The sequence below is a fragment of the Carnimonas bestiolae genome (assembly GCF_051251145.1).
Taxonomy (GTDB): Bacteria; Pseudomonadota; Gammaproteobacteria; order Pseudomonadales; family Halomonadaceae; genus Carnimonas; species Carnimonas bestiolae.
Map to the genome: position 1 here is coordinate 205,703 of NZ_JBPCZK010000001.1, position 25,398 is coordinate 231,100.

The following is a 25,398-nucleotide window of genomic DNA, read 5'->3' on the forward strand; positions in this document are numbered from 1 at the left end:
GTCGCTTAGCAGGGGCATCGGCGCTCGGTACGATGCCCGCCCGATGGTGTACGCCTCTCGGTACAGTGCGCGAAAAAAAGTCGCTCGACAGACAGCGTCCTCGAGCGCTAATGTCTCTGCCCGCGCGGTCCTATCCGTACCGTCGCGATGATAACCTGCCGCCTGTTTCAATGAGGAATCCAACATGATCTTGCTAGTGTGCGCCCTATTGGCCTTCGCCCTTTTCATAGGAGCCGCTATCGAAAGTGTTGGGATTGTGCGAGAGGTCAATAAAAATGCCCTCCAGCGCCGCGACGACGAATTAGTGCATCGCGGATGGAAGGCGGCCGGTTTGGTGCTGTGTGGCGTAATTATCATCGTGGCTGGCATGTTGCTGGGCTAACGGCACTATCGACGCCAGCCAGCCATAGCGATGCACGCGATCACTCGCTCAAGCGCTTAGGGATCTTTCTCAAGGTCGCGCTGGTCGTCGAAGTCGAGCGATGTCACATCATTTTCAAGCGCTTCTTCATCGAGATCAGTGCTGCCGGCGCTATTTTCCAGCACACGCTCGTCCCGCGATAATTCGTCGGTCAGTTCGTCCTCGACTCCGGACTCGGCAAGGTCTGAATAAAGCTCGTTTTCGTCCTCGATGTCGGACGCCGCCTCACTGGAATAGCTGCCCGGCTGAATATCACCATCAAGCTCATCCAGCCCGCCATCCACGTTGGCGGTTACCCGTGTTTCTTCATCGAGCGGACGGCTGTTATCGGGGTTGCGACTCGTCATGTGTAACGCTCCTTTAGGGGCATTATGTTCGGGAGACTGTGCGGCAAATAGCGCCGCCTTGGGCAGCGCTTTACCAACATAGCCGATATGGGTGGCAATACTCAAAATGCAACCGCGCGCTTCTGAGCATACGTGCACGTTGGACAGCATAGCCGTCAGCAAATTCAGTAAATCACCAATCACTCAGGCTGTGTGTTCGGGCAATCAAGCGAACTCAGGCAGCACGACGGCCTGCGCGAAATAAACGTTTTTATTGCTGGATAGATTGATAACCGGCGAGCCTGCCAGCCGGTAGCCGTCATCGAGCGCCTTGCTTACCTTGCGGCTCAGTTCATCCTTATTGACGGAAGTAAGAAGCTGATAGGCGGGGCGAACATCATCACTGCTATCAGTAGCCATAGCGATTTCCTTCTCGGCGAGCTAATTTCGAGGGCGTTATCAATAGCATACTACAGCGTTGGGGATGCGCGTCAGCCCGAACCACCCTGGTGCCACACTGCATGCTAACGCGACCCGACAGCGCGCCGCATCGCGATATGCGGGATTCCATCTTCAAGAAACACATCGCCCTGCTCAACAAACCCGAACGAGGCGTAAAAATCCCTTAGGTGCGCCTGAGCCGAGAGCCGAATTGCGTGGTTAGGCCAAACGTCTTCACACAACGCGATGGCTTGGTTCATTAGCTGTCGCCCCATTCCAGCGCCGCGAACTCGCGGGTTGCACACCACGCGCCCGATGGATACTGCCTCTTCATTGCACAGATAGGCGGTAGTGCTTGGCCCCATCAGGCGCGCATAGCAGGCTAGTTCAGTCGCTGATGAGCCACCGATCAAATGCAGAACGTCGTCGCGGCAATCAATCCCATCGATGTCGCCATAGGGACACTGCTGTTCGACCACAAATACTTCGCAGCGCAGCTTAAGCAGCGCATACAGAGTTTCCCTAGGCAGCTCATGGAAGTAGCGGGACGTCCATTCTGTTAGGGATATCACGTGCTTGTTACCCACAAAAAGTAACTCCTGCCCATAAAAAAACGCCCTGCATTCACAGGGCGCCTTGCATCACATTCGCGACGACTGCTTACCAACTGATAGCGTTTTTCAGCTGATCAGTGGAAATGGCGCGAGCGGAGAACTGCTGACCATCTTCGGAAGTAAGCTCGTACGGGTTAGCGCCACGGTTGTAGGCTACCAGTGCTTTGCCATCCTTGGTCGCGATCACGTCGGGCTTGTGATAGCCGTCGCCACCGCTCTTCTCGAGTTGGCTCAGCTGACTTTGATCGTACACTGCCAGAGCGACCAACGGCTCAGGCTTGGCACCGGGTTTGGCGGGAGTGTAGTTGAACACTACTACGTTTTCCGCTGGCAAATCGCTGCCCCCCCAGTCGAGCGTATCTTCAGGAGATACGTGGCTATGCCATACGTCGGGATAGTTGAGCGTATAACCCTCGGTGGTATTTTTGTACGCGGTAATGGTTTGAGTTTGATCGATTCCCTGACCAGTAGGATCGTTAACCACCTCGGGGCCACCGCAACCAGCGAGAAGTGCGACAGAACCGGCCATGGTAGCCGCGATCATGAGATTACTGATTTTCATTTTGAACCTCCTGCATGATTCGTGCTCGAGCACGTGAATCGGTCATTTCTACGCTGATCGTACGATCAACGCTTCAAGTCACCGCCCTTACTATAGCGAATCTTTTTCAGAATGACTCGCCACAGCGGTACTCCATTGATCTGTCATTAGAACATCGGATCTCTCGCGCGGCGAGTCCCAGCCCGCCGTTTCCAACAACGGACGTTCATTGAAACGCTCTACATGACCAAGACAAAGCACCGCGATAGGCTCTGCGTCGTCGGGCGCATTCAGCAACACTCGCAGCTCGTCGGGATCGAACAGTGACACCCAGCCGAGCCCGATTCCCTCGGCGCGCGCCGCCAGCCACATGTTTTGAATGGCGCAGCTTGCCGATGCGAGGTCCATGTGCGGCATGGTGCGACGGCCGAAGATATAGCGCTCACGGTGGTTACATAGCAACACCACGATAACTTCTGCACATTCGCGAATACCGTCGGTCTTGATGCGCAGAAATTCCTCGTCGCGCTCGCCCAAAGCTGCCGCCGTTTGCTGGCGCTCGTGCTGTGCCAATTGGAAGATACTTTCGCGCAGTGCAGGATTCTGAATGCGCACGAAACGCCACGGCTGCATATACCCAACGCTGGGCGCGGCAAGCCCTGCGTCGATAATTCCGCTCAACACCTCTTCAGGAATTGAGCCGGCCACAAAATGCCGCACGTCGCGCCTTTCGTAAATAGCGCGATAGACGCCCTCTTTCTGGGCGGCAGGGAATGCCCAGTCCATAAACATTACTCACACCAAGTGGTTAATATAAAAGACTCAGCTAAATACACTGATAATAGCAATAACGGCTAGCGTTACTGCGACCCATAGCACACCGGCGCGGTTGACTAGCGCGATGGCTCGGATGATGTCCGCTGGCGCGGCTACCGCGCCTTCACCCAATTGGCCACGCCATTGGCGTACCCCGTGATAGCTGCTCCATCCGCCTAGCTGACAGCCCAGCGCCCCCGCCCCCGCGGCCATTACCGGACCGGCGTTGGGGCTCTTCCACCGCGCACCGTAAGTGCGTGCGCAGCGAAGGCTGGCACGGCCAGACGCTATACTACCGCTTACCGCCGCATAAGCGAGCACCGTCAAGCGCGCTGGCAACCAATTAAGGATGTCGTCAGCCCGCGCAGCCACTCTGCCAAAGGTGAGATAACGCTCGTTTTTGTAGCCCCACATCGCATCCAGCGTGTTGCTTAAGCGATACAACATCACCCCAGGCAGCCCCAGCAGCGCAAACCAGAAGAGCGCCGCGAACACGGCGTCCGCGCCATTTTCAAGCATTGATTCGCAGGCAGCATTGGCAATGCCCTGCTCATCCAGCGCATCGACGTCGCGGCTGACGATCATGCCAAGCGCTTCGCGGGCGCTGTGGATATTACCTGCCAACAGCGGCGTGGCCACCCGCTGACCGTGCTCGGTCAGGCTTTCCCAGCCGATCGAAAGATACACCCCCAAGGCCGCTGGCAGCCACATCCAGTAGCTATGCCCAAGCCATAGCTGCAATGCAGCGGCTACCGCAACAGCGGGCAGCACCGCCAGCGCCCAGGCCACACCCCCCCGCAGGATGCCAAAACGCTGGCCATGCAGCGCTTGTTCTAGCCGCTGCGCCCAGCGAGCCCAGCCGACCAATGGGTGAAAACGGCGCGGCTCACCCCACCACCAATCCAATAAACATCCCAGCAGCAGCGGCACTGCCATCGACATCATGGCGCGCCTCCCGGAGGGCCGAGATAAACCAGCCGTGTCCAGTGTTGCCCTTCGCTGTCGCGATTGACTTCGAACCTGACCAGATCGGCGTAATTAACTCCTAGCGCTGCCAGAAAGGCGCTCGACAAGGCATCGATGCCCAGTACATCCGCGATCCAACGTTTGATAACACCGCCATGAGTGACGACTAACGTGTGCGGATGCGCGAAATCGATTAGCCCACGCCATGCGTCACGGCAGCGCGCGCTGAAGGAGTCTACTGACTCTGCATTGGGTGGAGGATTGGCGTAAGGATCTTGCCAAAAACGCGCGAGTTGTTCAGGGAAACGCTGATGAAGAGTGGCTAGCGCCACGCCGTCCCAGTCGCCGAAATTCATTTCCGCTACGCGCGGATCTTCCTCAAGCGAGAGCTGCCAGCCCGCCGCGAACTGCGCAGCACTATCACGACAGCGCCGCAGTGGTGACGTTATCAGCCGCTGGGGGCGCTGAAGATATTCAAAGGCGCGCTCCATCTGCGCCACTCCGCTTTCATTGAGGGCCACATCAGAGCGCCCGCGCAGACTAGAAGGCCCCTCACATGCGCCGTGCCGCAAGCAATCGATAATGATTCGGCTATTCCCCATCAGCCGCACCCTTCAGGCATTGAGGAAGCCCTGCCACCACCCACCATACTCGATCCGCACGAGCCGCCAATCGCTGATGTAGCCACCCGCTATGGTCGACGAAGCGTCGCGACAAGGCATCATTGGGAACCACCCCTAGCCCGGTTTCATTGGACACGGCGATCACTCGGCCCGGAGCATCGCCCAGCGCATTTACCAGTGCTTCGCTGCTTTCAGACAGTTGATCGGGCTCGGCCAGCAGTTGATTGGTCAGCCACAGCGTCAGGCAATCGATTAAAAGCACGCGATCAGTACGTGCGTGCATGCCGATGGCTTCTGCAAGCGCTCGCGGCACCTCATGGGTCGTCCAGCTAGCAGGGCGCTGGTGGCGGTGTGACGCAATGCGCGCGGCCATTTCATCGTCCCACGCCTCGGCGGTGGCGAGGTAATGCACCTCCCGCCCGCTATCGCTGGCAAGTTGTTCAGCGTAACGGCTCTTGCCCGAACGGGCCCCGCCCAGCACTAGTTCCAGCACCCTGCACCTCTTTTCTAGCCAGCGTTAGCGATCACAATGAGATATACCACCAGTTCAACCATCACCTGTACCGCTCCCAGGCAATCGCCGGTGAAGCCGCCCAAGCGACGCCAAAACCACCTTCGCAACAACCACACGACCAACGCAATAGCCACTAGGCTCACTATTGTGGCCCAGTTCCCTAACGCCACCACACTGATAGCCACGGCAACCAGGATGTTAAGCCATAGCTCGGTGGCTTGAGGAGAATCACTAAGCGTCACCACCTTGCTATCGTGAAGACGCGCATAGGGAAGCAGCGTCATCATGATAACCGCCGCGGCTCGACTAATAGCGCCGGCTGCGATCAGCGTACCTATCAGCAGCCCGGGGTGCTGATCGAGCGCCACAACAGCGGCGGTTTTAATGAGCAATGATGCAATGAGCGCCAATGCCCCAAAACTGCCGATTCGGGAATCCTTCATGATGGCCAGACGCTGCTCTGGCGTACTTCCGCCCCCCATCGCGTCTAGCGTGTCGGCCAGGCCGTCTTCGTGCAGACCGCCGGTGATGACCAACATTAGAGCGATGGTTAGAGGCGCTGCCAAGATCGCCGGAAACCAGATTGAGATAACGGTATAAAATAGAACGCAAAAGCTGCCGACTGCAGCCCCGATCAGGCTGAAATAGCGGCGCGAATGCTGTAGATCGGTGTTACTGGGAGCGTTGGGTGATACGGGGATGCGTGTCAGAAATGCCAGCGCCAGCCGCATAAGATACAGCTGGCGCTTGAGCACATCGGTCATGAAGACAAACCTACTTCCGTAATGCTGGCCATATCGTTATAGCAGGCCAACGCGGTGCGGATAGTGGGCACCAGTAGCGCACTGCCTACCCCTTCACCAATGCGCAATCGCAGGCCCATTAGCGCTTTCACCTCAAGGTACTCGAGCAGCGCTGAGTGGCCCTGCTCGCCGCCGCTGTGAGCGAAGATCAGGTAGTCCTTGACCGAAGGTACCAGAGCGCATGCCAAACAGGCGGCAACGCCCGCCACAAAACCATCGATAACGCTAATAACACCTTGCTCTGCCGCTCCCAGTAGCGCCCCGGCCATCACCACAATTTCAAAGCCGCCCAAGCGCGCCGCCAGCGACAGCGGATCGTTCTTGGCTGAAGGAAGATGCAGCACCAGTGCTTTATCGACCAAAGTGCGCTTATGCGCCAGGGTATCAGCGTCTATGCCCGTGCCGATGCCGGTACAGGCCGCTGGCGCATAGCCGGTCAAGCCCGCCATCAGTGCTGCGGCAGCGGTGGTATTAGCGATGCCCATTTCGCCCACGCACATTAGATCCATGCCTGCCGCACAGCGCTCGCGCGCCACCTCAATGCCTTTGTTCATGCCCTCTGCTGCGGTTTCGAGCGACATTGCCGGTTCTTTGTGGATGGCACCGGTACCCGCTCCCAGCCGACAGGCTGTCACGCGCGGATGGGCGGGAATAGGCTGCTCAACGCCGCAATCCACAATTTCCAGCTCAACGCCCGACTGCCGCGCTGCGACACTTACCGCCGCATCGCCGGCCAGAAAGCGCTCAACCATCACCGGAGTGACCTCGCTCCCAGCCAGCGACACCCGCTCCGCCGCAACCCCGTGATCAGCGGCAAAGATAATCAGTCGTGGCGAGCTAACCTGCAGCGGCCCTGACTTTCCTTGCAAGTAAGCACAGCTCGCCCACTGCCGCATAATGGTCTCCAGTGCGCCCAACGCACCCGGAGGTTTGAGCTGATGATCGATACGGCGCTGAATGGCCTGGCGCTTATCCTTGGGCACAACTTGTTCAAGCCAAGGAATATCGATAGATAAGGTATTTAGAAAAGTCGCAGTAGGCATGGTCGAGGATCCAGCAAGAAGGGCGGCGCTAAAAGATAGCAACCGCCGCAGCGGTGCTCAAGCGTATATATGCGCTGTACGTCAAAATTCAACACGGCCTGCGCAAAGCGCTATTCATTGACGCGCGTAACGAACGTTAAATAGGATAGCAACACTGCGGTAAGGTGCCCTGCTTTACTCTTAAAGTTGGGATAATCGGGAAAGCGATGAAAATTCGCTGCTGTCCCCGCAACGGTAATCGAGTAACGCTACAAGGCCACTGCCTGATTGGGTGGGAAGGCGTAGCGATGGGCCTTTGAGCCGCCTCGTTAGCCCGGAGACCGGCCTTGCCAACCTACTATCAGCCTGCGTACGGGGAGATACGCAGCGCTCATCCTCGCTATCATGGGCGGCAGCGCACTGCCGCCGATTATTTGGTTACGATAGCAGCGAGCGCAATTCCCTACGCTGGCGTTTCGACTTTATAGGCGACGCGCTAATGAGCGATACCATGCGCTCCCCCAGTCAGTTTCCCTTCCCCTTTGTCGCGGTGATTGGTCAAACAGCATTGAAACGCGCCCTACTATTGGCGCTTATCGAGCCAAAACTGGGTGGGGTGCTCATCGAGGGGCCGCGCGGTGTCGCCAAGTCGACGCTTGCCCGCGGCTTGAGCGACTTTCTGCCCGAGTCAGGACGCTTCGTTGAGCTGCCGCTGGGCGCCTCCAGCGATCGCCTGACCGGTTCGCTCGACATTGAGCGTGCGCTCAAGCACCACGATGTCGGCTTCCAGGCCGGACTATTCGCCAAGGCCGATCAAGGCATTCTTTATAGCGATGAAGTCAATCTGCTCGACGACGCACTGGTCGACCTTCTCCTCGATGTGGCCGCATCCGGTATCAATCGCGTTGAGCGCGATGGTCTCAGCCATGCCCATTCGGCGCGCTTTTTACTCATCGGTACCATGAATCCCGAGGAAGGCGATTTGCGCCCGCAGCTTGCCGATCGCTTTGGTCTTGGGGTGCAGCTATCCGAGCAGCTCGCTGCACGGGATCGCATCGCCGCGGTGCGTGCACGCAGTGCCTTCGATAGCGATCCCGAGCACTTCATACAGCGCCATCAGCGCCAAACCGATGCACTTCGACAGAAGCTAGAAACGGCACGTAAACGCTTGCCCAGCATTACCATCCCAGAAGCACTCGAAATCAACATCGCTGAGCGCTGCGTGAATGCAGGCGTTGAAGGTATTCGCGCTGATCTGGCCTGGCGTCGAGCAGCATTGGCGCATGCTGCGCTGGAACAGCGCGATGCCGTTATTCAGACGGATATAGACGCCGTAGCAACACTGGTGCTGGGACACCGCACTGCGACCAACCCCGCTACGCCTCCCAGTAATCCGCCGCCCTCTCAGACAAACGGTAGCGGTAGCAGCGATGGCTCTTCGCCCGCCGCTAATCGCTATGGTGATTCGTCGTCGCAAAGCTCGTTGCTTGGCAGTGCCACAACTATAGAGTCGCCGCAGCAGGAAGGCAGTCAAACGGCCGGCGAGCGTGGCAGCCAGCTGCACTTTCAGGAACTGCCGCGCGCATTTCATTACCAGCGCCGTGAATATCGTCGCCACCTAAGCGACGGTCAGCGCCAGCAGGCTCAGTTGAGCGACCGCCACGGCGCGATCGATTGGGCCAGTACCTTGTGCCATCGCGACAACCTTGGTCAGCAGACACTGCACCATCTGGTGCGCCGGCCGCGCCAGCAGCGCTGTGATCATCAGCAATTGATTATCCTCGATTTGTCCGCTTCTACCCTACGCGGAAACGCAGCCAATGCAGCTGCCGCCGACGTAGTAAGACTTGCCCGCCTGGCGCGCCGCCAGCGCCAGCGCTTCGCGCTACTCGGCTTCGGTGCACAGGGTATTGGCTGGATTCATCAGGGCCGCCGCGCCCCCAACCGCCCCGAGGCACGGTTAGCGACCCAGCAGATTGGAGGCGCCACACCGTTGCTGGAGGCACTGCACAAGGGCCGCCAACTACTGCTTAAACGACAGCGCCAATCGTCTGATGCTCGCCTCACCAGTTGGCTATTTAGCGATGGCCGCGTAACGCAGCTTCCAGAACCACACCCCTGGCCTGGGCAACTGCAGGTGATCGATACCGAAGCAGGTCGCGTGCGGCTGGGGCGCGCCAGCGCCATCGCCGAGCGGCTTGGCGGTCGCTACACGCACCTTTCGCAGCACAGGGAAACCTTCTCACATGAGTCATTCTGACCAGCAGCGCCATCAGCAGCGCATGGCGGCAAAGAAACGCGTTGTTGATGAGCGCATTGCCCATGCCCAAACCGAGCGCGGCGTGCTGATTCTGTTAAAAGGCAACGGCAAGGGCAAAAGCAGTTCGGCGTTCGGCACCATGGCCCGCGCACTTGGTCACGGGCAACGCGCGGGAGTGGTTCAGTTCATCAAGGGCCGCCGCGAGACGGGCGAACATCTTTTTTTCGCCGATCATCCACGCGTTGACTTTCACGTCATGGGACATGGCTTCAGTTGGGAATCCCAGGATCTTGAGCGCGATCGCAACGCAGCTCAGGCGGCCTGGCAACAAGCGCGCCAGCTACTGGAGGACAAGCGCTACCATATTGTCATCCTCGACGAGCTCTCTTACATGCTGAAGTACGGCCATCTCGATCCGCAGCAGGTCGCCGGTGCGCTCAGCGCACGACCTCATCATCAAAACGTGATGATTACCGGCCGCACCATGGACAACGCCCTGGTCGCGATTGCCGATACCATTAGCCGCATCGATGACGAAAAGCACGCGTTCCGCCTTGGGGTAAAAGCACAGCCGGGAATCGAATACTAATGGCGTCTCCCAACTGCCCTGCGCTGTTTATCTCGGCCCCCGCCTCAGGGCAAGGCAAGACCACCGTCACCGCTGCACTGGCGCGCCTGCATCAGCGCCACGGCAGAACCGTGCGCATCTTCAAGACCGGCCCTGATTATCTCGATCCGCTGGTGTTACAGCAGGCATCGGGCGCTATCGCCGAGCCGTTGGATTTGTGGATGACCGGGGAAGCAGGCTGCCGAGAAGCGCTGGCGCTGGCAGCTCAACAGGCGGACCTTATTCTGATTGAAGGCGCAATGGGGCTTTACGACGGCACCCCAAGCAGCGCTGACCTTGCGATCGCCTTCGGCATCGACGTTGTTGCGGTATTTAACGCGCGCGGCATGGCGCAGAGCATCGCCGCGCTTGCCCATGGCCTGGCGAGCTACCACCCTCGCTTGACGCTGACCGGCATTGTTGCCAATCAGATCGGCAGCGCTCGCCACCACGATTTGATCGAGACCGCATTGCCTGCCCAGCTGCCGCTGCTGGCCTCTATCAAGCGCAATCCCAGCAATGCACTGCCCAGCCGCCACCTGGGACTGATTCCGCCCGATCAGCACAACGATCTGGAGGCGATTATTGAGCGCGTTGCCGATGAGCTCGAAGGCACTGCGCTTGCGCAGCTTCCGCGATCAGTCAGCTTTCCAATTCCACAGCAGGCTGATGTTTTACCGCAGCAGTTAGCGGGCGTTCGCATTGGCATTGCGCGTGATCAAGCTTTTAGCTTTATCTATCCCGCCAATCTGCGCTTGCTTGAAGCAATGGGCGCTGAGCTGCACTTTTTCTCACCCCTGCACGACCAGCAGTTGCCCCGCGTCGATGCGCTGTGGCTGCCCGGCGGCTATCCCGAGCTGTACGCTGGCACACTCGCCGACAATGCCCCCATGCTGGCGGCGCTGAACGATCATTATCAATCAGGCAGGCCTATCCTGGCCGAATGCGGCGGACTTCTGTATGTGCTTGAGGAATTGATCGATATCGAAGGACAGTGCCACCCAATGGCAGGCCTCATGTCGGGCAGCGCTGCGATGCGCGAGCGCTCGGGCTGTCAGGGTATGCAAAGCGCCCCGCTTCCCGAAGGTCAGTTGCGCGGTCATGCCCACCATCGCTCGGTGGCAAGCGGCACACCTGAGCCGATTGCTTACGGTATTCGCCCAAGCCACCCCGCGCCCGGCGAGGCGGTGTTTCGTCAGGGCCGGCTAACCGCCAGCTATATTCATCTGTTCTTCCCGTCGAACCCCACTGCCACGGCGGCGCTGTTTACTCCCGACAAGGTGGACGCCTCGTGAGCGCTCGACAGCTCGCCATCGGGATTGGCTTCAGGCATCAGTGCGCAGCCTATGAGCTGATGGCGCTGATCGAAAGCGCCCTGCAGCGCAGCCAACTGCTGGGTGCGGATGTCAGCTGGATAGCCAGCCATCACACCAAACGGGACGATCCACTATTAGCGGAAGCAGCCCAGCGGTTTGGCTGCCAGCGCATCACCTTCGATAGCCAGCAGTTGGCTGCTCAGGATGGCGTTACTCGCCCTTCACACGCCGTCGAGCAGCGATTAGGCACCGCAAGCGTCGCCGAAGCTGCCGCGCTGGCGGCACTACACGAAGCCGGCTATCGCAGCGCCCGCTTAGTGCTCGCCAAGCAGCGTTCGGCTAATGCCACGCTTGCCATTGCCGAGGCCTGACCATGCTGCCCCAACGCTTAGCACCTAGCCTTCCAACGCATGCACGCCGCTTTATAGCGGCCACCTCCACGCCTGTCGGCCGCGACAGCGCGCGATGCTGGCTAGCGATGCAACGGCACCAGCCGATGCAGTCGGAACCAGGCAATTGCCAGCGCGGCAATCAACAGCACCACGATAAAGCCCACCACCCCGGGCCAGCCCGCCAAATGCCAAAAAATGCCGCCGCTGGTACCGGCGACCGACGAGCCCAGATAGTAAAAGAACAGATACAGCGAGGCAGCTTGACCGCGCGCCACGCTGGCGCGTCGTCCAACCCAGCTGGAAGCGGTGGCATGGGCGGCAAAGAAACCAAAGGTCAGCAGCGTTACTCCCGCGATAACCAGCACAATTGGCTGGAACAGCGTCAGCAGTGCGCCTGCCATCAGCAGCAGCACGAAGCCCCAAAAGACATTGCGATGACCGTATTTATCCGCCATTGCTCCGCCCCACGTCGAGCTATAGATGCCGCTCAGATAGACCACCGAAATCAGCCCCACCAGCGCCTGACTGTAGAAGTACGGTGCCTCAAGCAGGCGATAGCCGATGTAGTTAAACAGGGTGACGAAGGCACCCATCAGCAGGAAACCTTCGGCAAACAGCCAAGGCAAGCCTGGGTCTTTAACGTGCAGCCTGATGCCGCTCAGCAGCCCCTGCAGGCTGAAGGCGCGCGGTTCGAAATTACGCGACGCAGGCAGCCAACGCATGAAGGCCAACGCCGCGAGCAGCGCCAGACCGCCCAGTATCAGCATCACGGCGCGCCAGGGCAGCACGTCGACCAGCACCCCGCTAATCACCCGACCGCTCATGCCGCCGATGGCGTTGCCCGCAATATAGATGCCCATCGACACCCCCAGCGCGCGCGGCGACAGCTCTTCGCTCAGATAGGTCATCGCGACAGCGGCCAGCCCCGACAGCGACAAGCCCACCAGCGCCCGCGACAGCAGAATCAGCGACCAATTGGGCATCAGCGCGGTCAGCAGCGTGAACAAGGCGGCGCTCAAAAGCGCCAGCGACATGATGTTCTTGCGCCCCAGCGCATCGGAGAGCGACCCGGTTACCAGCAGCCCCAATGCCAGAGTGGCAGTCGATACCGACAGCACCAGGCTAGATTGCGCCGCATCGATAGCGAAAGCAGAAGACAGCAGTGGCATCAGCGGCTGTACGCAATAAAGCAGCGCGAAGGTAGCGAAGCCCGCCGAGAACAGCGCCAGCATCGTGAACCTGTACTCACGGGAGCCCTTCTCGATATAGCGCCCGCCATACCCTGTCAGGGCGGCTACTTCATCTTCAAGCATGCTTCCAGCAGCGGCTTCGACGCTGGTGCGATTATCCTGCTGCGATGCCGGCGATTCATCAGCATCAGGCTGGGGTTCTGTGCCGCAAGCGGAAGCGTTGGGAGCTAAACGACGATGATTCACTGCGCATCTCATGGAAAAGGGAAAGAACGCTCACCACAGCGGTGGGCGAAGCGGAAAACAACTCAGATTACGCCGAAAAAATCGCAGCGGGCAAGATTGGCCGGCTGCTTCACTTTTGATTCAGCTTATTCACTTCGTTGAGCAGGTGTCTATTACACCTCCTAATAACACCTTTGGAGTTCATCATGACCACGCCAGCATCACTCGCCCGCATACCCGCCACCGTCGTTACCGGTTTTCTGGGCAGCGGCAAAACCACCCTGCTCTCCCATCTGATTCGCCAGTCGCCGGATAAGCGCATCGCTGTGATCGTTAACGAATTTGGTGAGCTGGACGTCGACGCCGAGCTACTGCGCTGCTGCCAAAACGAGCAGTGCGAAGCCGGTCAGCCCGAACAAGGCAGCATTTACGAGCTTGCCAACGGCTGCATCTGCTGCACCGTCGAAGAAGAGTTTTTGCCCGTTATGCTCGAGCTGGTACAGCGGCGTGACAGCATCGATCATATCCTGATCGAAACCTCGGGCCTGGCGCTGCCCAAACCGCTGGTGCAAGCGTTCAATTGGCCGGAAATCAAACGCTTTTGTACCGTCGATTCGGTCATTACCGTGGTCGACGGCGCCGCCTTCGCGGCTGGCAAGGTGGCAACCAGCGAAGAGCGCATTGCCGCGCAGCGCGCCGCTGACACCTCGCTTGACCACGATCCTTCACTGGAAGAGTTGCTCGACGACCAGTTGGGCGCCGCCGATCTGGTGGTCATTACCAAAAGCGATTTGCTCGATGCGCCGCAGCGCCAGCAGGTAGAAGCGCAGCTGGAAGCGCGCCTGGCCGACAGCGTCAAGGTAATGTTTGTCTCGCAGGGAGAGTGCGACCCCGCAGCACTAACGGGGCTGGGGCTTGAAACCGAAGCACGCATTGAGGCCATTCATTCGCACCACGATGACCATCACGCGGAGGGCCGCGATCATCATCACGCCCACGATGATTTCGATAACCTGGTTGTTCACCTGAAGGAAGTCGATCCCGACACCCTAAGCCGCCAACTGGCACAACTCATTCGCGAGCAGCAGATTTATCGCGTCAAGGGCTTCATCGATAGCGGCAAGCCCATGCGTCAGGTGATTCATGCTGTTGGTGCACGCATTGATCACTATTTCGATCGCCGCTGGCAAGCGCAGGAAACACCCGCCACCCGATTAGTGATTATCGGGCGCGCGCTCGACCGTGGTCTGATTGAAGACGCGTTGAAGCGCGCTGAACGTTAAGCTCGAGGATTAGCGCTTCATGCATCTTTTTGCGGCTCAGCCCGGCGGCTTCAGTAACGACGAAGGCATCATCGATCTCGATCAGCAGCCTGCGCGTATTGTCGTACTGTCGGCCGCCGACAGCGTGCTAAGCCTGTTGGCACACTGCGCCGACGGCCTGCCGGCTCATTACCCATCGCTGCGGCTGGCCAATTGGCTCAACCTGACCAAGCCGGCCGCCTTCGATCTTTATGCCCACAAGGTGCTCGATAGCACCAGTAGTGAGGCCCCTAACGGCGCGGAAATCGTGGTGCTGTCACTGCTGGGCGGCGAGAGCTATTGGCGCTACGGCCTTGAGCAACTTACCCAATGGGCGCGCAGCAGCAATCGCCAGCTGGTAGTAGTACCCGGCGAAGACTACGCCGATCCCGCGCTGCTAACCGCCGGTACCGTGAGCGAACAGCAGGCCACGCTGGTGTGGCGGCTATTGCGCGAAGGCGGCCAGCACAATGCTGATTCGCTGTTTGATTGGCTGCAGCTAATGCTCAACGGCGACTTGGCCGCGCAGCCTCGCGAGCCGCAGGTGCTACCGAGGAGCCTGCTTTATCATCCTCGCCACGGCGAGCTAACGTTGGCGGCCTACCAGCGAGAGTGGCAGCGGCGCGGTCGTAGCGACTACCCCTGCGCGATCCTAACGCTTTACCGGAGCCATTTGCAGGCGGCGGATACCGCGATGTTCGAGCAACTGATCGAACGTATCGAACAGCAGTCGCTTAACGTATTACCGTTCGCGGTCGCCTCACTGAAGGAACCCGGCTGTCTCAAACGCCTCAATCAGCTGCTGGACGCCAGCGACGCAGCCATTGTGCTGAACACCACCGGTTTTGCCATCAGCGCAGGCGTCAACGACAACGATGCGGGGGTTCCCGAGCAGTCGCCAGCGCCGCTGTCGCGTGCGGTACCGGTGCTGCAGCTAATTCTGGCCAGTACGACGCGAGAACAGTGGCTTGCGCAGCCGCGTGGGCTTATGGCACGCGATATCGCGATGCACATCAGCCTGCCCGAGATCGACGGGCGTATTATCACCCGCGCGGTAGCCTTCAAGCAGCAGGCCCAGCACCACACGCGCAGCCAAATGGATAGCGTGCGCTTTGGCCTCGACCCAGAACGCGCCGATTTTGTGGCAAAACTGGCGAGCGCGTGGATTCGGCTTTCCCGCATCGACAATGCCGAAAAACGTATTGCGCTAGTGCTGGCCAATTACCCCGCCAGCGATTCGCGCATCGGTAACGGTGTTGGGCTGGATACCCCACACTCGGCACTGAATATTCTTCACTGGCTGAAAGCAGATGGCTACTTCCTAAGCGATGCACCGCAGTGTGCGTTTCCTCACTCCAGCGGCCAGCTCATGCAAGCACTGCGCGCCGCGCTGAATCCCACTCAGCCAAACGCCAGCGAATGGCTCTCTGAAGGCGACTACCTTGCCGCCTTCGCCACCCTGCCCACCGCCAATCAACACGCCGTGATTGAGCGCTGGGGGCCACCGCAGCACGACCCACTGTTTGATCGCCAGCGCGGCGCTTTTCGCATCAGTGCGTTGCGCTTCGGCAACATCATAATGGGCGTTCAACCCGCGCGCGGCTTCGAGATTGATCAGCAGGCGCTCTATCACGACCCTGACCTGGTGCCTCCGCACGGCTATCTGGCGTTTTACCTGTGGCTGCGCCATCACATCGGCATCGATGCGGTGGTCGACGTTGGCAAACACGGCAATCTTGAGTGGCTGCCCGGCAAAGGCAGCGCTCTATCGCGTGAATGCTGGCCCGATGCGCTGCTTGGCCCGCTACCGCACCTCTATCCCTTCATCGTCAACGACCCCGGCGAAGGCGCACAGGCCAAACGACGTGCGCAGGCGGTGATTATCGATCACCTAATGCCACCGATGGCGCGCGCTGAGCTTTACGGTGATCTTGCCGCACTGGAAGAGCTGGCCGACGAATACTATCAAGCACTCGGGGTTGATCCGCGACGCGAGAGGCGCTTGCGCACCCTGATTGCCGACAAGCTGCGCGATACCGAGCTGATTCACGAACTGGGCGTCGCCAGCAACGCCGACGAACAAACCCTGCTCGATAGCCTCGATGCGTGGCTGTGCGATATCAAGGAGGCGTCCATCAGGGACGGGCTGCACGTGCTGGGAGAATGCCCTGACGGGCCACAGCTTAGTGACACCCTGGTCTCACTGCTGCGCCTCCCACGCGGTGCCAAAGCCCAGCAGGCAGGTATCTTGCACGCCTTGGCCCGCGACCTTGAGCTGCCCGACGACTACGATCCGCTGGCGCTCAACAAAGGCGCCTGGAATGGCCCCAAACCATCGGCGCTTGCGGCCGCCAGCGACGCGCCCTGGGTAAGTCAGGGCGACACCAGAGAGCGACTCGAACTGCTGGCCGGCCAGTTGGTCGATACCCTACTGCGGACGAACGCCAGCGCAATGCCTGCCTTCCCAGCCACCTCAGCGGTACTCGAAAATGCCCGCCAGTGGCTGCTGCCCGCCCTTCGCCGCAGCGCCGAGCAAGAGCGCGGGGCGTTACTGGCGGCACTGCGCGGTCGCTACGTTAGCGCCGGCCCTAGCGGTGCCCCAACACGGGGGCGCTGGGATGTACTGCCGACCGGACGTAATTTCTATGCCGTCGATAGTCGCGCTATTCCATCGAAAACCGCGTGGACGCTGGGCCAGCAGGCCGCCGAGGAGATGATCGAGCGCTATCTGCAAGAGCACGGCGATTTCCCGCGCACTCTCGGCCTATCAGTGTGGGGCACCGCCACCATGCGCACCGGCGGCGATGACATCGCACAGGCAATGGCGCTGATGGGCATTGCGCCAGTATGGGCGGAAGGTAGCCAGCGCTTGATCGACTACCGCATTATTCCCGCCTTCCAACTTGGCCGACCGCGCGTTGACGTTACCCTGCGCGTATCGGGGCTGTTCCGCGATGCCTTCCCCAACGTAATCGCGCTGCTCGACGCGGCAGTGCGCCAGTTGGCTGATTATCATGAGCCCGGCGACGGCAATCCGATTCGCGATGCGGTTCAGGCCGACGCGGCCGCCTGGCGGCGGCAGGGCCTTGACGAGCAGCAAGCGCTGCGCCGCGCCAGCTACCGCATTTTTGGCGCGCGACCGGGCGCCTACGGCGCTGGCGTACAGGGCGTTTTGGACAATGGTGCCTGGCAATCCAAGCGCGATCTGGGAGCCGCCTACGTGCAGTGGGGAGGCTACGCGTACGGGCAGGATCTCGACGGCAGCCAGCAGGGACAAGCTGAATTTGCAGCGTTCGAGGCGCGCTTGGGCGCGCTGGAGGTGGTGCTGCATAATCAGGACACCCGCGAGCACGACATTCTCGATTCCGCTGATTACAGCCACTTTCAGGGCGGCATGGCGAGCGCCAGCGAAGCACTTTCAGGCCGCTCTCCAACACTTTACTTCGGCGATCATTCGAACCCCGCCAGCCCGCGCATCAATACGCTCAAGGAAGAATTCAATCGGGTGCTGCGCTCGCGCTTGCTTAACCCCAAATGGCAGCATGCCATGCGCCAGCACGGCTATAAGGGCGCCTTCGAAATGGCCGCCAGTATCGATAATCTGTTCGCCTTCGACGCCACCACCGGAATTGTCGATGACTACCAATACCGTGACGTAAAGCGCTCATTGCTGGATGATCCGATCAATGCTGACTTCTTCGCCGCGCACAACCCGGGCGCTCAGCGCGATATTGCCGAGCGATTGTTGGAAGCAAGCCAGCGCGGGCTGTGGCAAGCCGATGAGGTGCAGCGTCAGGAGTTGAGCGAGCTGCTGTTGGCGCTCGATGCTCGCGAGGAAGGCGCTGGTTAGCCACAGCCTTTAGTGTATGAAGGCAATTGGCTTCACACGCTCTCGACAACGCACGCTGTGCCAAGGGCGCAACTGATTTAGACTACCGCTATTACCACTGAAGGAAGACCGCTATGCCTTCTCGCCATATATTGGTCGCTGTCGATCTTAACGCCCGCTTTGCGGTCACGCTGATTCGCTACGCACAAGCCTTCGCCACTGCGATGGGCGATTCGCTGGCGGTGCTTTACGTCAACGAGACCGCAAAAGACCAGGCTGCGTCGCATCACGCGGCGCAACACTGGTACCAACAGCTGAACAGCCAGCTTGAAAGCCCTCTTGAAGAGCAGCAGCTCAGCGTGCGTAGCGGCGCTATCGACGCCACCATCGTTGACGAAATCGGCCAACGCGACATCGACTTACTGATGATCGGCGCGGAATCACGTACCTCGCTGGCGCGTTTGTTCAAAGGCGCTGGCACCAGCAAGATTACCCGCTCGGCGCCCTGCGACGTGCTGGTAGTCAGCAAACAGCGATTGGGTATCGCCTGATGCATAAGGGATTGCCGCTCGGAATCCGTTTATCTGCTGTACATTCAGCATGAATATCTCCCACTTCAATGCCAGCACCACTCTCATGGTGCAAGGCACCACCTCTGATGCCGGCAAGAGTGCCTTTGTTACTGCACTGTGCCGGCTACTGGCACGTCGGCAGTATCGGGTAGCGCCCTTCAAGCCGCAAAACATGGCGCTCAACAGCGCTGTCGCCGAAGACGGCGGCGAAATAGGCCGCGCCCAGGCCGTTCAGGCGCAGGCCGCCCGAGTACCGGTGCTGACGGCGTTTAATCCGGTGCTGTTGAAGCCCAACTCGGATCTTGGCGCTCAGGTGATCGTACGCGGACGCGCTATCGGGCACTTCCCCGCCAGTGAATATCACGCTCTGAAGCCCTCGCTATTGCGCGAGGTGATAACGCAACACCATACGCTCAGCCAACAGTTCGATTACGTGGTGGTTGAGGGCGCAGGTAGCCCCGCCGAAATTAACCTGCGCGCCAACGATATCGCCAATATGGGCTTCGCCGAAGATATCGATTGCCCAGTGGTATTGATCGCTGATATCGATCGAGGCGGCGTATTTGCGCACCTGGTGGGCACCCTGGCGCTGCTTTCCCCCTCCGAGCAGCAGCGCGTGCAAGGATTTGTGATCAACCGTTTTCGCGGTGATCCCGCGCTGCTCGAGCCAGGCATCGAGTGGCTGGAGCAGCACACCGGTAAACCGGTGCTCGCGGTGGTGCCCTATCTGGCCGATTTTCACCTTGAGGCAGAAGATGGCCTATCGCGCGGCGGCGATACGCACGCGGGCAGTTTCAAGGTGGTAGTCGCTTGCCCACCGCGCATCAGCAACCACACCGACCTCGACCCACTGCGGCTGCATGCCGATGTGTCGCTGCACTTTGCGCGCGATGGCAGTGAGGCCGCCCACGCCGATCTGATTATTCTGCCCGGCAGTAAAAACACCCGTGCCGATCTTAAGTGGCTGAAAGCGCGCGGCTGGGCGCAGGCGCTTAACCGCCACCTTCGCTACGGCGGCAAGGTAATGGGCATTTGCGGCGGTTTTCAGATGCTCGGCAACACCATCGACGATAGCGAAGGTGTCGAGGACGACGCCGGCAGCAGCGAAGGATTTTCACTGCTGGCCATGACTACCCGCCTAACGCCCGAAAAGCAGCTGCGCAGGGTATACGGAAAATGTTTGCTAGGAGAGACCGATGCCGAGTTGGAGGGCTACGAAATTCATCTTGGCAGCAGCGCTATAAGCGATGAAAACAACGCCCCCTTCCTGCTGGATGAAGGCCGACCGGAAGGCTTACTTAGTCAGGATGGTCAGGTGCTGGGCACCTATCTGCACGGCATCTTCGATCACCCGCAGGCGCTAGCGGCATTGCTCGCTTGGGCCGGTCTCGAAAGCCCCGCTCCCTTCGATTACCGCGCGGTGCGAGAACAGCAGATCGACCGCCTGGCCGATGCGGTGGAGACATCGCTACGCGACAGCTGCAGTCAGGTGCCTGTATTGGACGCGATTATCGATACCGCGCCAGCGACATGATACTGCCCCGGTAAACTACACAACCAGCAAATCCAAGTTCGATGCCAGCGCCTGCCTACCGCACCTTCGGGCAGCCGCCAACGGACTGTGCTAACCGCCCCTGCCTATCGCTACGAGCGCTATTCGCCCAAAAAAAGGGAGCCAAAAGGCTCCCCGCTGCCAGCTAACGTCACGCTTACTCGACGCTAGTGTTGGCCGACTGTTGCTGCTGAGCAGCTTGCTGTGGTGCCGCCTGCTGAGGCTGTTGCTGAGCTGCTTGCTGTGGCTGCTGCTGTGATGCGGCGGCGTTAGCGGGCTGCGCACCATTAGTCTGCCCAGACAGGCAGTTCTGGATGCTGTCGGTCACCTTGCCAAGTGCGGCATAGGCAGCCTTCGGCGTGGCGCTGTCCCAGGCCCCAATCGGCGAGTAATCGTGCACGTTGTGGCTGCGCGAAGATGCTACGCCCAACTGATCGAAGTAGTAATAGTTGCTGCTACCGATGGTCTGCAGCTCAAGACGATAGGCAAGCGTTCTTCCGGTTTCGTCGGTCGTTGCCAGTTCGGTCCAGCCACTAACGTGCTCGGTAAGCGGCTCGGTAGAATTCGATGACGCATCAGTGTCAGCTGCCGCCTGCTGCTCGGGGCCAGAAGCCGCGCTCTGCGTGCTGGCACTGCGCTCAATATTGGACGACAGACAGCTCTGTACTTGCCCGGGCTCATTGGAGGTGAGCGCGCGACGAACAGCAATGGAGCCAATAAAGACACCGTTGTCGGTGCTTACAACGTTAACGCCGGGAGCCGTTTCAACTTCGCGGGAAATAACATTGTGAGACGCGCACCCGGAAAGCGATGCCAAGCACACTAGTCCACCTGCAAGAACTTTTGTTTTCATCAGATACATCCAATTCAGATTGTCGATCTATTAAACCATGCCATTACCATAAGGCAAAACCGAGCAAAGTGTTAGGGCTATCGGCTGCGGCAGGCACTGGAGCGAACGGCTATCCCCCCTCTAAAACGGCCACTCAAGATATAAACAAGGGGCAAACAAGCAGCAAAAACGAGTCGCGCACGCGGCTACACCACGCTTGGGCCTATGCACATCGCGATGGTAGTGCGACAATCCGCTTTTCTTTAATGCTTTGAATGCCCGAGGTATTGCATGACCGACGCGACACTGCTTGCCAATTTTCGCCATTGGCAACGATTCTCCCAGCAGGAACGGCTCAACCGAGAGCATCGCGCCGCGATCGGCAGACTCGAGCAGTCAGGCGCAATGGCCAACCGCCTTGCCGAAGCCTATCGCAACATGGCAGCCAAAGGTGCCGAAGAAGGCGCCTGCTACCGCACGCTGTTTTCCCGCACGCAAGAGGATGGCTCAACGCTTAGCTGCGAAGGCTGGCTCTTCGTGCGCCGAGTGATCGCCGAAAAAGGCAGTACGCGCGTGCGCGGTTCAATGCTGGAAGTCTTTGATCTGCAGAGCGGTCGAATCGAGCCGCAGGACGCCACCCCTACTGCCGTTACGCTGGAGCTGTTTGACCAGATTTCCACCGGACGCGGCGTACTAATGAGCTGTCGCGTAGATCGTCATGACGAGCGCGGCGACACTCACTTCATTACCTTCCTCGATGCCGTCGAGAACTACAAAGGGCTGATGAAGGAATAGCCGCTACTTGGCCACCGCCTTACCCAAACCAGGTGAGGCGGTGTTTTTCATGGTTAACGGTTGGTTAGTGGCAGCGTCGCAAGCCGAGCCGGATAGCGTAACAGCACTACTGCTGAGATAACGGTATAAAATGGCCTTCAGCTTCGCTATGCACAAGATTCGCTTCGCCCAAACGACGCGCGCTACCGTTCAATGCTAAGCTGTACGTCTGTTGTTCAGCGCGTCGCTAACCCGCGCTGCACTACCTATACAGGCGATTCAATCAGGAGCTTTTTATGGCAGACCCCTTCGTTGAGCGAGGCGAGCAGATCAAACAAGCGCTTCTCTCCATGGAGCGCTCTGCTCAAGAGCAGGATCTATTCTCGTTAGGGTATATGATTCCCCAAATTGAGCTAGTGCTGGAAATGGCGGACTACGATGCCCAACAGGTAACCGCCACCGATTTTGACGACACCTATTGGGAGTGGCTGCAACATGTCTTTTCGCAGGACGGCATGTCCGAGCAGGATCGCGAATTGACTACCCGCCTGTGGGAACAGGCGCGTCAGGCCGCCTGACGTTTTAGCTACGCCCAACGGATGCAACCGCGAATGCGCTGCTCGATTTACCGTACCGCTCCGCACAAGGATAAGTGAATGACTAGTACGCCTGCCACTACCCGCCCTGCGCCAACTGCCACGCTTTCAGCAGTGGTTTCGCCGGAGGGCTCCCTTGAAGTGTTATCGCAGAACGAAGTGCAGTTTCTGCGCGACACCTCAAGCCACGGCATTCACAAGGTGCTGCGCCAATGCGCGCTGGCCATCCTGAACGCAGGGGTGGCCACCGACGATGCGCGCAGCACGCTGGAGCGCTATCCCGATTTCGATATCGAAATCTTGCAGGAAGATCGCGGTGTGCGCCTCAAGCTGACCGCCGCGCCCGCTCACGCGTTCGTCGATGGCGAGATGATTCGCGGCATTCGCGAACAGCTATCGTCGGTGCTGCGAGACCTGGTGTTCGCCAAAGCACAGGACATCGATGGTGTTTCCCACCTGACCGGCCAAAAGCTGAGCGATAGCGAAGCAACCACCAATATCGTGTTCGGGCTACTGCGCAATGCGCGTCTTTTTACTCCGTCGAAAACGCCTAATCTGGTGGTGTGCTGGGGAGGCCATTCGATTTCGCGGGAGGAGTACGACTACAGCAAGGCAGTGGGCTATCAGTTGGGCCTCAGAAGAATGGATATCTGTACCGGCTGTGGGCCAGGTGCCATGAAGGGGCCGATGAAGGGCGCCAACGTCGCCCACGCCAAGCAGCGCTATGCGCCGGCCCGCTATCTCGGCATTTCCGAGCCCGGCATCATTGCTGCCGAGTCCCCCAACCCGATCGTTAATCAACTGACGATCATGCCCGACATCGAGAAGCGTCTTGAGGCCTTTGTGCGCGTAGGCCACGGCATTATTGTTTTCCCGGGCGGGGTCGGTACGGCCGAGGAGATACTCTATTTGCTGGGTATTCTGCTGCACCCTGATAACCGCGACATTCCTTATCCGGTCATCTTTACCGGCCCAGCGTCGAGCGCAGACTATTTCCATCAAATCGATGAATTTATTGGCGCTACGCTTGGCAGCGAGGCGCAGAATCGCTATCGCATCATCATCGACGATCCGCTCGAAGTGGCGACGTCGATGGCCGCGGGCGTCAACGAGGTCACGCAATTCCGCCGCGAGCATCAGGACGCCTTCTACTTCAATTGGCGACTGGTGATTCCCGACGCCTTCCAGAAGCCCTTCGTACCCACCCACGCTGCGATGGCCGATCTTGATCTCCATGGCGACATCGATAAAGCCGAGTTGGCGGCTAACTTACGCCGCGCGTTCTCGGGTATTGTGGCCGGCAATGTGAAGGATCAAGGCATCGCTGAAATAGAGCGCCATGGCCCCTTCAAGCTGAATGCGGAACCCGAGCTAATGCGCCGACTCGATACCCTGCTCAAGTCGTTCGTAAAGCAGCAGCGCATGAAGCTGCCCGGCAGTGATTACGTGCCCTGCTACACCCTCGGCTAGCTCGGGCCAATACGCCACCGCCCGCGCCATCCACTAGCAGGACGGCGCGGGCGGTTTGCGTTAAGGGCGCTACTTTGGGCCTATAACAAAGGCTACAGGAGCTTGACCCACTCCTCGGCCCAATCAAGTGCTTCCTGATAGGGTTGCAGCACCTCGGTGGCGTCTATTTCCAACCGTTCACCAACGCGTTGGGCACCGTACTCGGTCAGTAGCTCATCGAGACGACGCCCCGCGCCGCAGTAGGTGGGATAGCTTGAGTCACCAAGGGCGATTAGCCCGTATTTCAAACCAGCGATGGGCGCACCCGTAGCATCCAGCGTATGCGCAAAATCGGCAAAGTTAGGCGGGAAGTCGCCGCTGCCAGTAGAACTGACACAGAACACCGCCAGATCGGGCAATTGATCAGTAAGATCCGACAGCTGCGGCTCATCGTACACCGTTACCTGATACCCGGCCTGCTCGAGGCAAGGCATCAGTTCTTCGGCAACTTCCAGTGAGCCACCAAAGACCGTGGCGGCAAAAATCTTGGCGGAGGGCATCGTTACTCTCTATGTGAAACGCGGGCTTAGCGAAATCCTAGCATAGAAGTGGCCGTTCTCTCAGCGTGAACCCACCTCTTCCCACTTCTGCACTATGTCACTATTACCCCGTGGCTATTGAGGTCGTTAGCAACAATAGCCAATCAGCGGTTGGCAAATGCCAAGGTTACGCTTAACGCGAGATTAACGTTCAGAAAATGATAAACTGCGCTTAACGGACAGCTATCTCGAATTACACGCGCAGTGGAGAACCAACATGCTATCAGGTCTTTCAGCCGGCCATATTTTAATCACGCTTGCCGTGATTCTATTGGTATTCGGCACCGGAAAACTTCGCAACGCCGGTAGCGATATTGGCGCGGCTATCAAGCAATTCAAACGCTCGGTTAACGAAGATGAGAGCTCCAGCCCCACGAAGCAAGGTACTGATCGAGACAACGATCAGCCGCGCTAATGGGTAGCCAGGCAAAAAAGAACGCGCAGTGCAGTAATGCATGCGCGTTGCTGATGCTGGACGTACCAATGCCCTAATGATGCGAGCAGTGCGGCTACTGCTTGAACTCTTCGACCTGACTCTTGAGCTTTTGCCCTGGCCTGAAGGTGACCACGCGGCGCGCAGAAATCGGGATATCTTCGCCCGTTTTCGGGTTGCGCCCCGGCCGCTCGTTCTTGTCGCGCAGATCAAAGTTACCGAAGCCGGATAGCTTTACTTGCTCGTTTTCCCGCAAGCAGCCACGAATTTCATCGAAAAAGGTTTCGACCAACTGCTTGGCGTCCCGCTTCGATAAATCCAGGGCAGTGTTCAAATGCTCAGCCAATTCCGCTTTGGTTAGCGCGCTCATTACACCTATCCTCG

General features: G+C 59.1%; 27 protein-coding genes and 1 riboswitch. Of the genes, 13 read left to right on the top strand and 14 right to left on the bottom strand.

Translation table 11 applies throughout. The annotated features are described in order from the left end of the window. The first annotated feature begins 184 nt into the window (after window positions 1-184). A complete protein-coding gene (locus tag R84865_RS01035) occupies window positions 185-382 on the top strand; it encodes a hypothetical protein (RefSeq protein WP_435631595.1) in 198 nt (65 codons plus the stop codon). Window positions 383-438: 56 nt separating this feature from the next. Here the strand turns inward: R84865_RS01035 and R84865_RS01040 are convergent, their stop codons facing one another. The 10 genes from R84865_RS01040 to cobT all read right to left on the bottom strand — a co-directional run bounded on the left by R84865_RS01040 (window position 439) and on the right by cobT (window position 7,108). Beyond that, window positions 439-768 (bottom strand): hypothetical protein, encoded by a 330-nt coding sequence (locus R84865_RS01040; protein ID WP_435631596.1) that lies wholly within the window; start codon window positions 766-768, stop codon window positions 439-441. 204 nt (window positions 769-972) lie between these two features. Further along, window positions 973-1,167 (bottom strand): DUF1737 domain-containing protein, encoded by a 195-nt coding sequence (locus tag R84865_RS01045; protein ID WP_435631597.1) that lies wholly within the window; start codon window positions 1,165-1,167, stop codon window positions 973-975. Between the two features lie 104 nt (window positions 1,168-1,271). Continuing rightward, the gene (locus R84865_RS01050; protein WP_435638603.1) at window positions 1,272-1,775 is read right to left on the bottom strand and encodes a GNAT family N-acetyltransferase; all 504 of its coding nucleotides are present in this window, start codon (window positions 1,773-1,775) and stop codon (window positions 1,272-1,274) included. Window positions 1,776-1,848: 73 nt separating this feature from the next. Continuing rightward, complete coding sequence (locus R84865_RS01055; RefSeq protein ID WP_435631599.1) at window positions 1,849-2,364, bottom strand: hypothetical protein; 516 nt, start codon at window positions 2,362-2,364, stop codon at window positions 1,849-1,851. Between the two features lie 90 nt (window positions 2,365-2,454). Beyond that, window positions 2,455-3,135 (bottom strand): 5,6-dimethylbenzimidazole synthase, encoded by a 681-nt coding sequence (bluB, locus tag R84865_RS01060; RefSeq protein WP_435638604.1) that lies wholly within the window; start codon window positions 3,133-3,135, stop codon window positions 2,455-2,457. A gap of 30 nt (window positions 3,136-3,165) precedes the next feature. Continuing rightward, window positions 3,166-4,104 carry an adenosylcobinamide-phosphate synthase CbiB gene (gene cbiB, locus R84865_RS01065; RefSeq protein WP_435638605.1) on the bottom strand — a complete coding sequence of 313 codons (939 nt, stop codon included), beginning with the start codon at window positions 4,102-4,104 and terminating at the stop codon, window positions 3,166-3,168. Beyond that, a complete protein-coding gene (locus R84865_RS01070; RefSeq protein ID WP_435638606.1) occupies window positions 4,101-4,727 on the bottom strand; it encodes a histidine phosphatase family protein in 627 nt (208 codons plus the stop codon). Before R84865_RS01070 ends, cbiB begins: the two co-directional genes overlap by 4 nt. Next, the gene (gene cobU / locus R84865_RS01075; RefSeq protein WP_435638607.1) at window positions 4,717-5,241 is read right to left on the bottom strand and encodes a bifunctional adenosylcobinamide kinase/adenosylcobinamide-phosphate guanylyltransferase; all 525 of its coding nucleotides are present in this window, start codon (window positions 5,239-5,241) and stop codon (window positions 4,717-4,719) included. Before cobU ends, R84865_RS01070 begins: the two co-directional genes overlap by 11 nt. Before the next feature lie 14 nt (window positions 5,242-5,255). Continuing rightward, a complete protein-coding gene (gene cobS, locus R84865_RS01080; RefSeq protein ID WP_435638608.1) occupies window positions 5,256-6,026 on the bottom strand; it encodes an adenosylcobinamide-GDP ribazoletransferase in 771 nt (256 codons plus the stop codon). Next, a complete protein-coding gene (cobT, locus tag R84865_RS01085) occupies window positions 6,023-7,108 on the bottom strand; it encodes a nicotinate-nucleotide--dimethylbenzimidazole phosphoribosyltransferase (RefSeq protein ID WP_435636995.1) in 1,086 nt (361 codons plus the stop codon). The genes cobS and cobT overlap by 4 nt, the downstream gene beginning before the upstream one ends. A gap of 145 nt (window positions 7,109-7,253) precedes the next feature. Continuing rightward, a riboswitch (cobalamin riboswitch) is annotated at window positions 7,254-7,451 on the top strand. Between the two features lie 135 nt (window positions 7,452-7,586). On the opposite strand from cobT, the gene R84865_RS01090 reads away from it, so the two are divergent. Genes R84865_RS01090 through R84865_RS01105 form a run of 4 tightly spaced genes read left to right on the top strand, consistent with a single transcriptional unit; the run spans window position 7,587 to window position 11,641 of the window. Continuing rightward, window positions 7,587-9,347: an AAA family ATPase gene (locus tag R84865_RS01090; RefSeq protein ID WP_435638609.1), complete on the top strand. Its 1,761-nt coding sequence runs from the start codon at window positions 7,587-7,589 to the stop codon at window positions 9,345-9,347. Next, window positions 9,334-9,936 (top strand): cob(I)yrinic acid a,c-diamide adenosyltransferase, encoded by a 603-nt coding sequence (gene cobO, locus R84865_RS01095; protein ID WP_435638610.1) that lies wholly within the window; start codon window positions 9,334-9,336, stop codon window positions 9,934-9,936. Before R84865_RS01090 ends, cobO begins: the two co-directional genes overlap by 14 nt. Next, window positions 9,936-11,249 carry a cobyrinic acid a,c-diamide synthase CobB gene (locus R84865_RS01100; protein ID WP_435638611.1) on the top strand — a complete coding sequence of 438 codons (1,314 nt, stop codon included), beginning with the start codon at window positions 9,936-9,938 and terminating at the stop codon, window positions 11,247-11,249. Before cobO ends, R84865_RS01100 begins: the two co-directional genes overlap by 1 nt. Continuing rightward, window positions 11,246-11,641 (top strand): cobalamin biosynthesis protein, encoded by a 396-nt coding sequence (locus R84865_RS01105; protein WP_435636992.1) that lies wholly within the window; start codon window positions 11,246-11,248, stop codon window positions 11,639-11,641. The genes R84865_RS01100 and R84865_RS01105 overlap by 4 nt, the downstream gene beginning before the upstream one ends. Window positions 11,642-11,742: 101 nt before the next feature. Here the strand turns inward: R84865_RS01105 and R84865_RS01110 are convergent, their stop codons facing one another. After that, the gene (locus R84865_RS01110) at window positions 11,743-13,098 is read right to left on the bottom strand and encodes an MFS transporter (protein WP_435636991.1); all 1,356 of its coding nucleotides are present in this window, start codon (window positions 13,096-13,098) and stop codon (window positions 11,743-11,745) included. Between the two features lie 185 nt (window positions 13,099-13,283). On the opposite strand from R84865_RS01110, the gene cobW reads away from it, so the two are divergent. The 4 genes from cobW (at window position 13,284) to R84865_RS01130 (ending at window position 20,313) form a co-directional block, all read left to right on the top strand. Then, window positions 13,284-14,360, top strand: coding sequence for a cobalamin biosynthesis protein CobW (cobW, locus tag R84865_RS01115; RefSeq protein ID WP_435638612.1), 1,077 nt, complete (start codon window positions 13,284-13,286; stop codon window positions 14,358-14,360). Window positions 14,361-14,379: 19 nt separating this feature from the next. Then, window positions 14,380-18,228, top strand: a complete 3,849-nt coding sequence (gene cobN / locus R84865_RS01120; RefSeq protein ID WP_435638613.1) for a cobaltochelatase subunit CobN — start codon at window positions 14,380-14,382, stop codon at window positions 18,226-18,228. Window positions 18,229-18,341: 113 nt separating this feature from the next. Further along, window positions 18,342-18,758, top strand: a complete 417-nt coding sequence (locus tag R84865_RS01125) for a universal stress protein (RefSeq protein WP_435638614.1) — start codon at window positions 18,342-18,344, stop codon at window positions 18,756-18,758. Between the two features lie 49 nt (window positions 18,759-18,807). Next, on the top strand, window positions 18,808-20,313 hold the full coding sequence (locus R84865_RS01130; RefSeq protein ID WP_435638615.1) for a cobyric acid synthase: 1,506 nt from the start codon (window positions 18,808-18,810) through the stop codon (window positions 20,311-20,313). 175 nt (window positions 20,314-20,488) lie between these two features. Here the strand turns inward: R84865_RS01130 and R84865_RS01135 are convergent, their stop codons facing one another. Beyond that, on the bottom strand, window positions 20,489-21,184 hold the full coding sequence (locus R84865_RS01135) for a hypothetical protein (protein ID WP_435638616.1): 696 nt from the start codon (window positions 21,182-21,184) through the stop codon (window positions 20,489-20,491). 270 nt (window positions 21,185-21,454) lie between these two features. On the opposite strand from R84865_RS01135, the gene R84865_RS01140 reads away from it, so the two are divergent. The 3 genes from R84865_RS01140 to ppnN all read left to right on the top strand — a co-directional run bounded on the left by R84865_RS01140 (window position 21,455) and on the right by ppnN (window position 24,003). Then, window positions 21,455-21,958 (top strand): hypothetical protein, encoded by a 504-nt coding sequence (locus R84865_RS01140; RefSeq protein ID WP_435636986.1) that lies wholly within the window; start codon window positions 21,455-21,457, stop codon window positions 21,956-21,958. 275 nt (window positions 21,959-22,233) lie between these two features. After that, the gene (locus R84865_RS01145; protein ID WP_435631617.1) at window positions 22,234-22,515 is read left to right on the top strand and encodes a hypothetical protein; all 282 of its coding nucleotides are present in this window, start codon (window positions 22,234-22,236) and stop codon (window positions 22,513-22,515) included. A 78-nt stretch (window positions 22,516-22,593) separates the two neighbouring features. Then, a complete protein-coding gene (gene ppnN / locus R84865_RS01150; protein WP_435638617.1) occupies window positions 22,594-24,003 on the top strand; it encodes a nucleotide 5'-monophosphate nucleosidase PpnN in 1,410 nt (469 codons plus the stop codon). Window positions 24,004-24,095: 92 nt separating this feature from the next. Here ppnN and R84865_RS01155 read toward each other — a convergent pair whose 3' ends face one another. Continuing rightward, on the bottom strand, window positions 24,096-24,542 hold the full coding sequence (locus R84865_RS01155; RefSeq protein ID WP_435631619.1) for a flavodoxin domain-containing protein: 447 nt from the start codon (window positions 24,540-24,542) through the stop codon (window positions 24,096-24,098). 256 nt (window positions 24,543-24,798) lie between these two features. On the opposite strand from R84865_RS01155, the gene tatA reads away from it, so the two are divergent. Beyond that, window positions 24,799-24,996, top strand: coding sequence for a twin-arginine translocase TatA/TatE family subunit (gene tatA / locus R84865_RS01160; RefSeq protein ID WP_435631620.1), 198 nt, complete (start codon window positions 24,799-24,801; stop codon window positions 24,994-24,996). Between the two features lie 94 nt (window positions 24,997-25,090). Here the strand turns inward: tatA and ihfA are convergent, their stop codons facing one another. Beyond that, window positions 25,091-25,384 (bottom strand): integration host factor subunit alpha, encoded by a 294-nt coding sequence (gene ihfA / locus R84865_RS01165; RefSeq protein ID WP_435631621.1) that lies wholly within the window; start codon window positions 25,382-25,384, stop codon window positions 25,091-25,093. Window positions 25,385-25,398 lie beyond the last annotated feature (14 nt).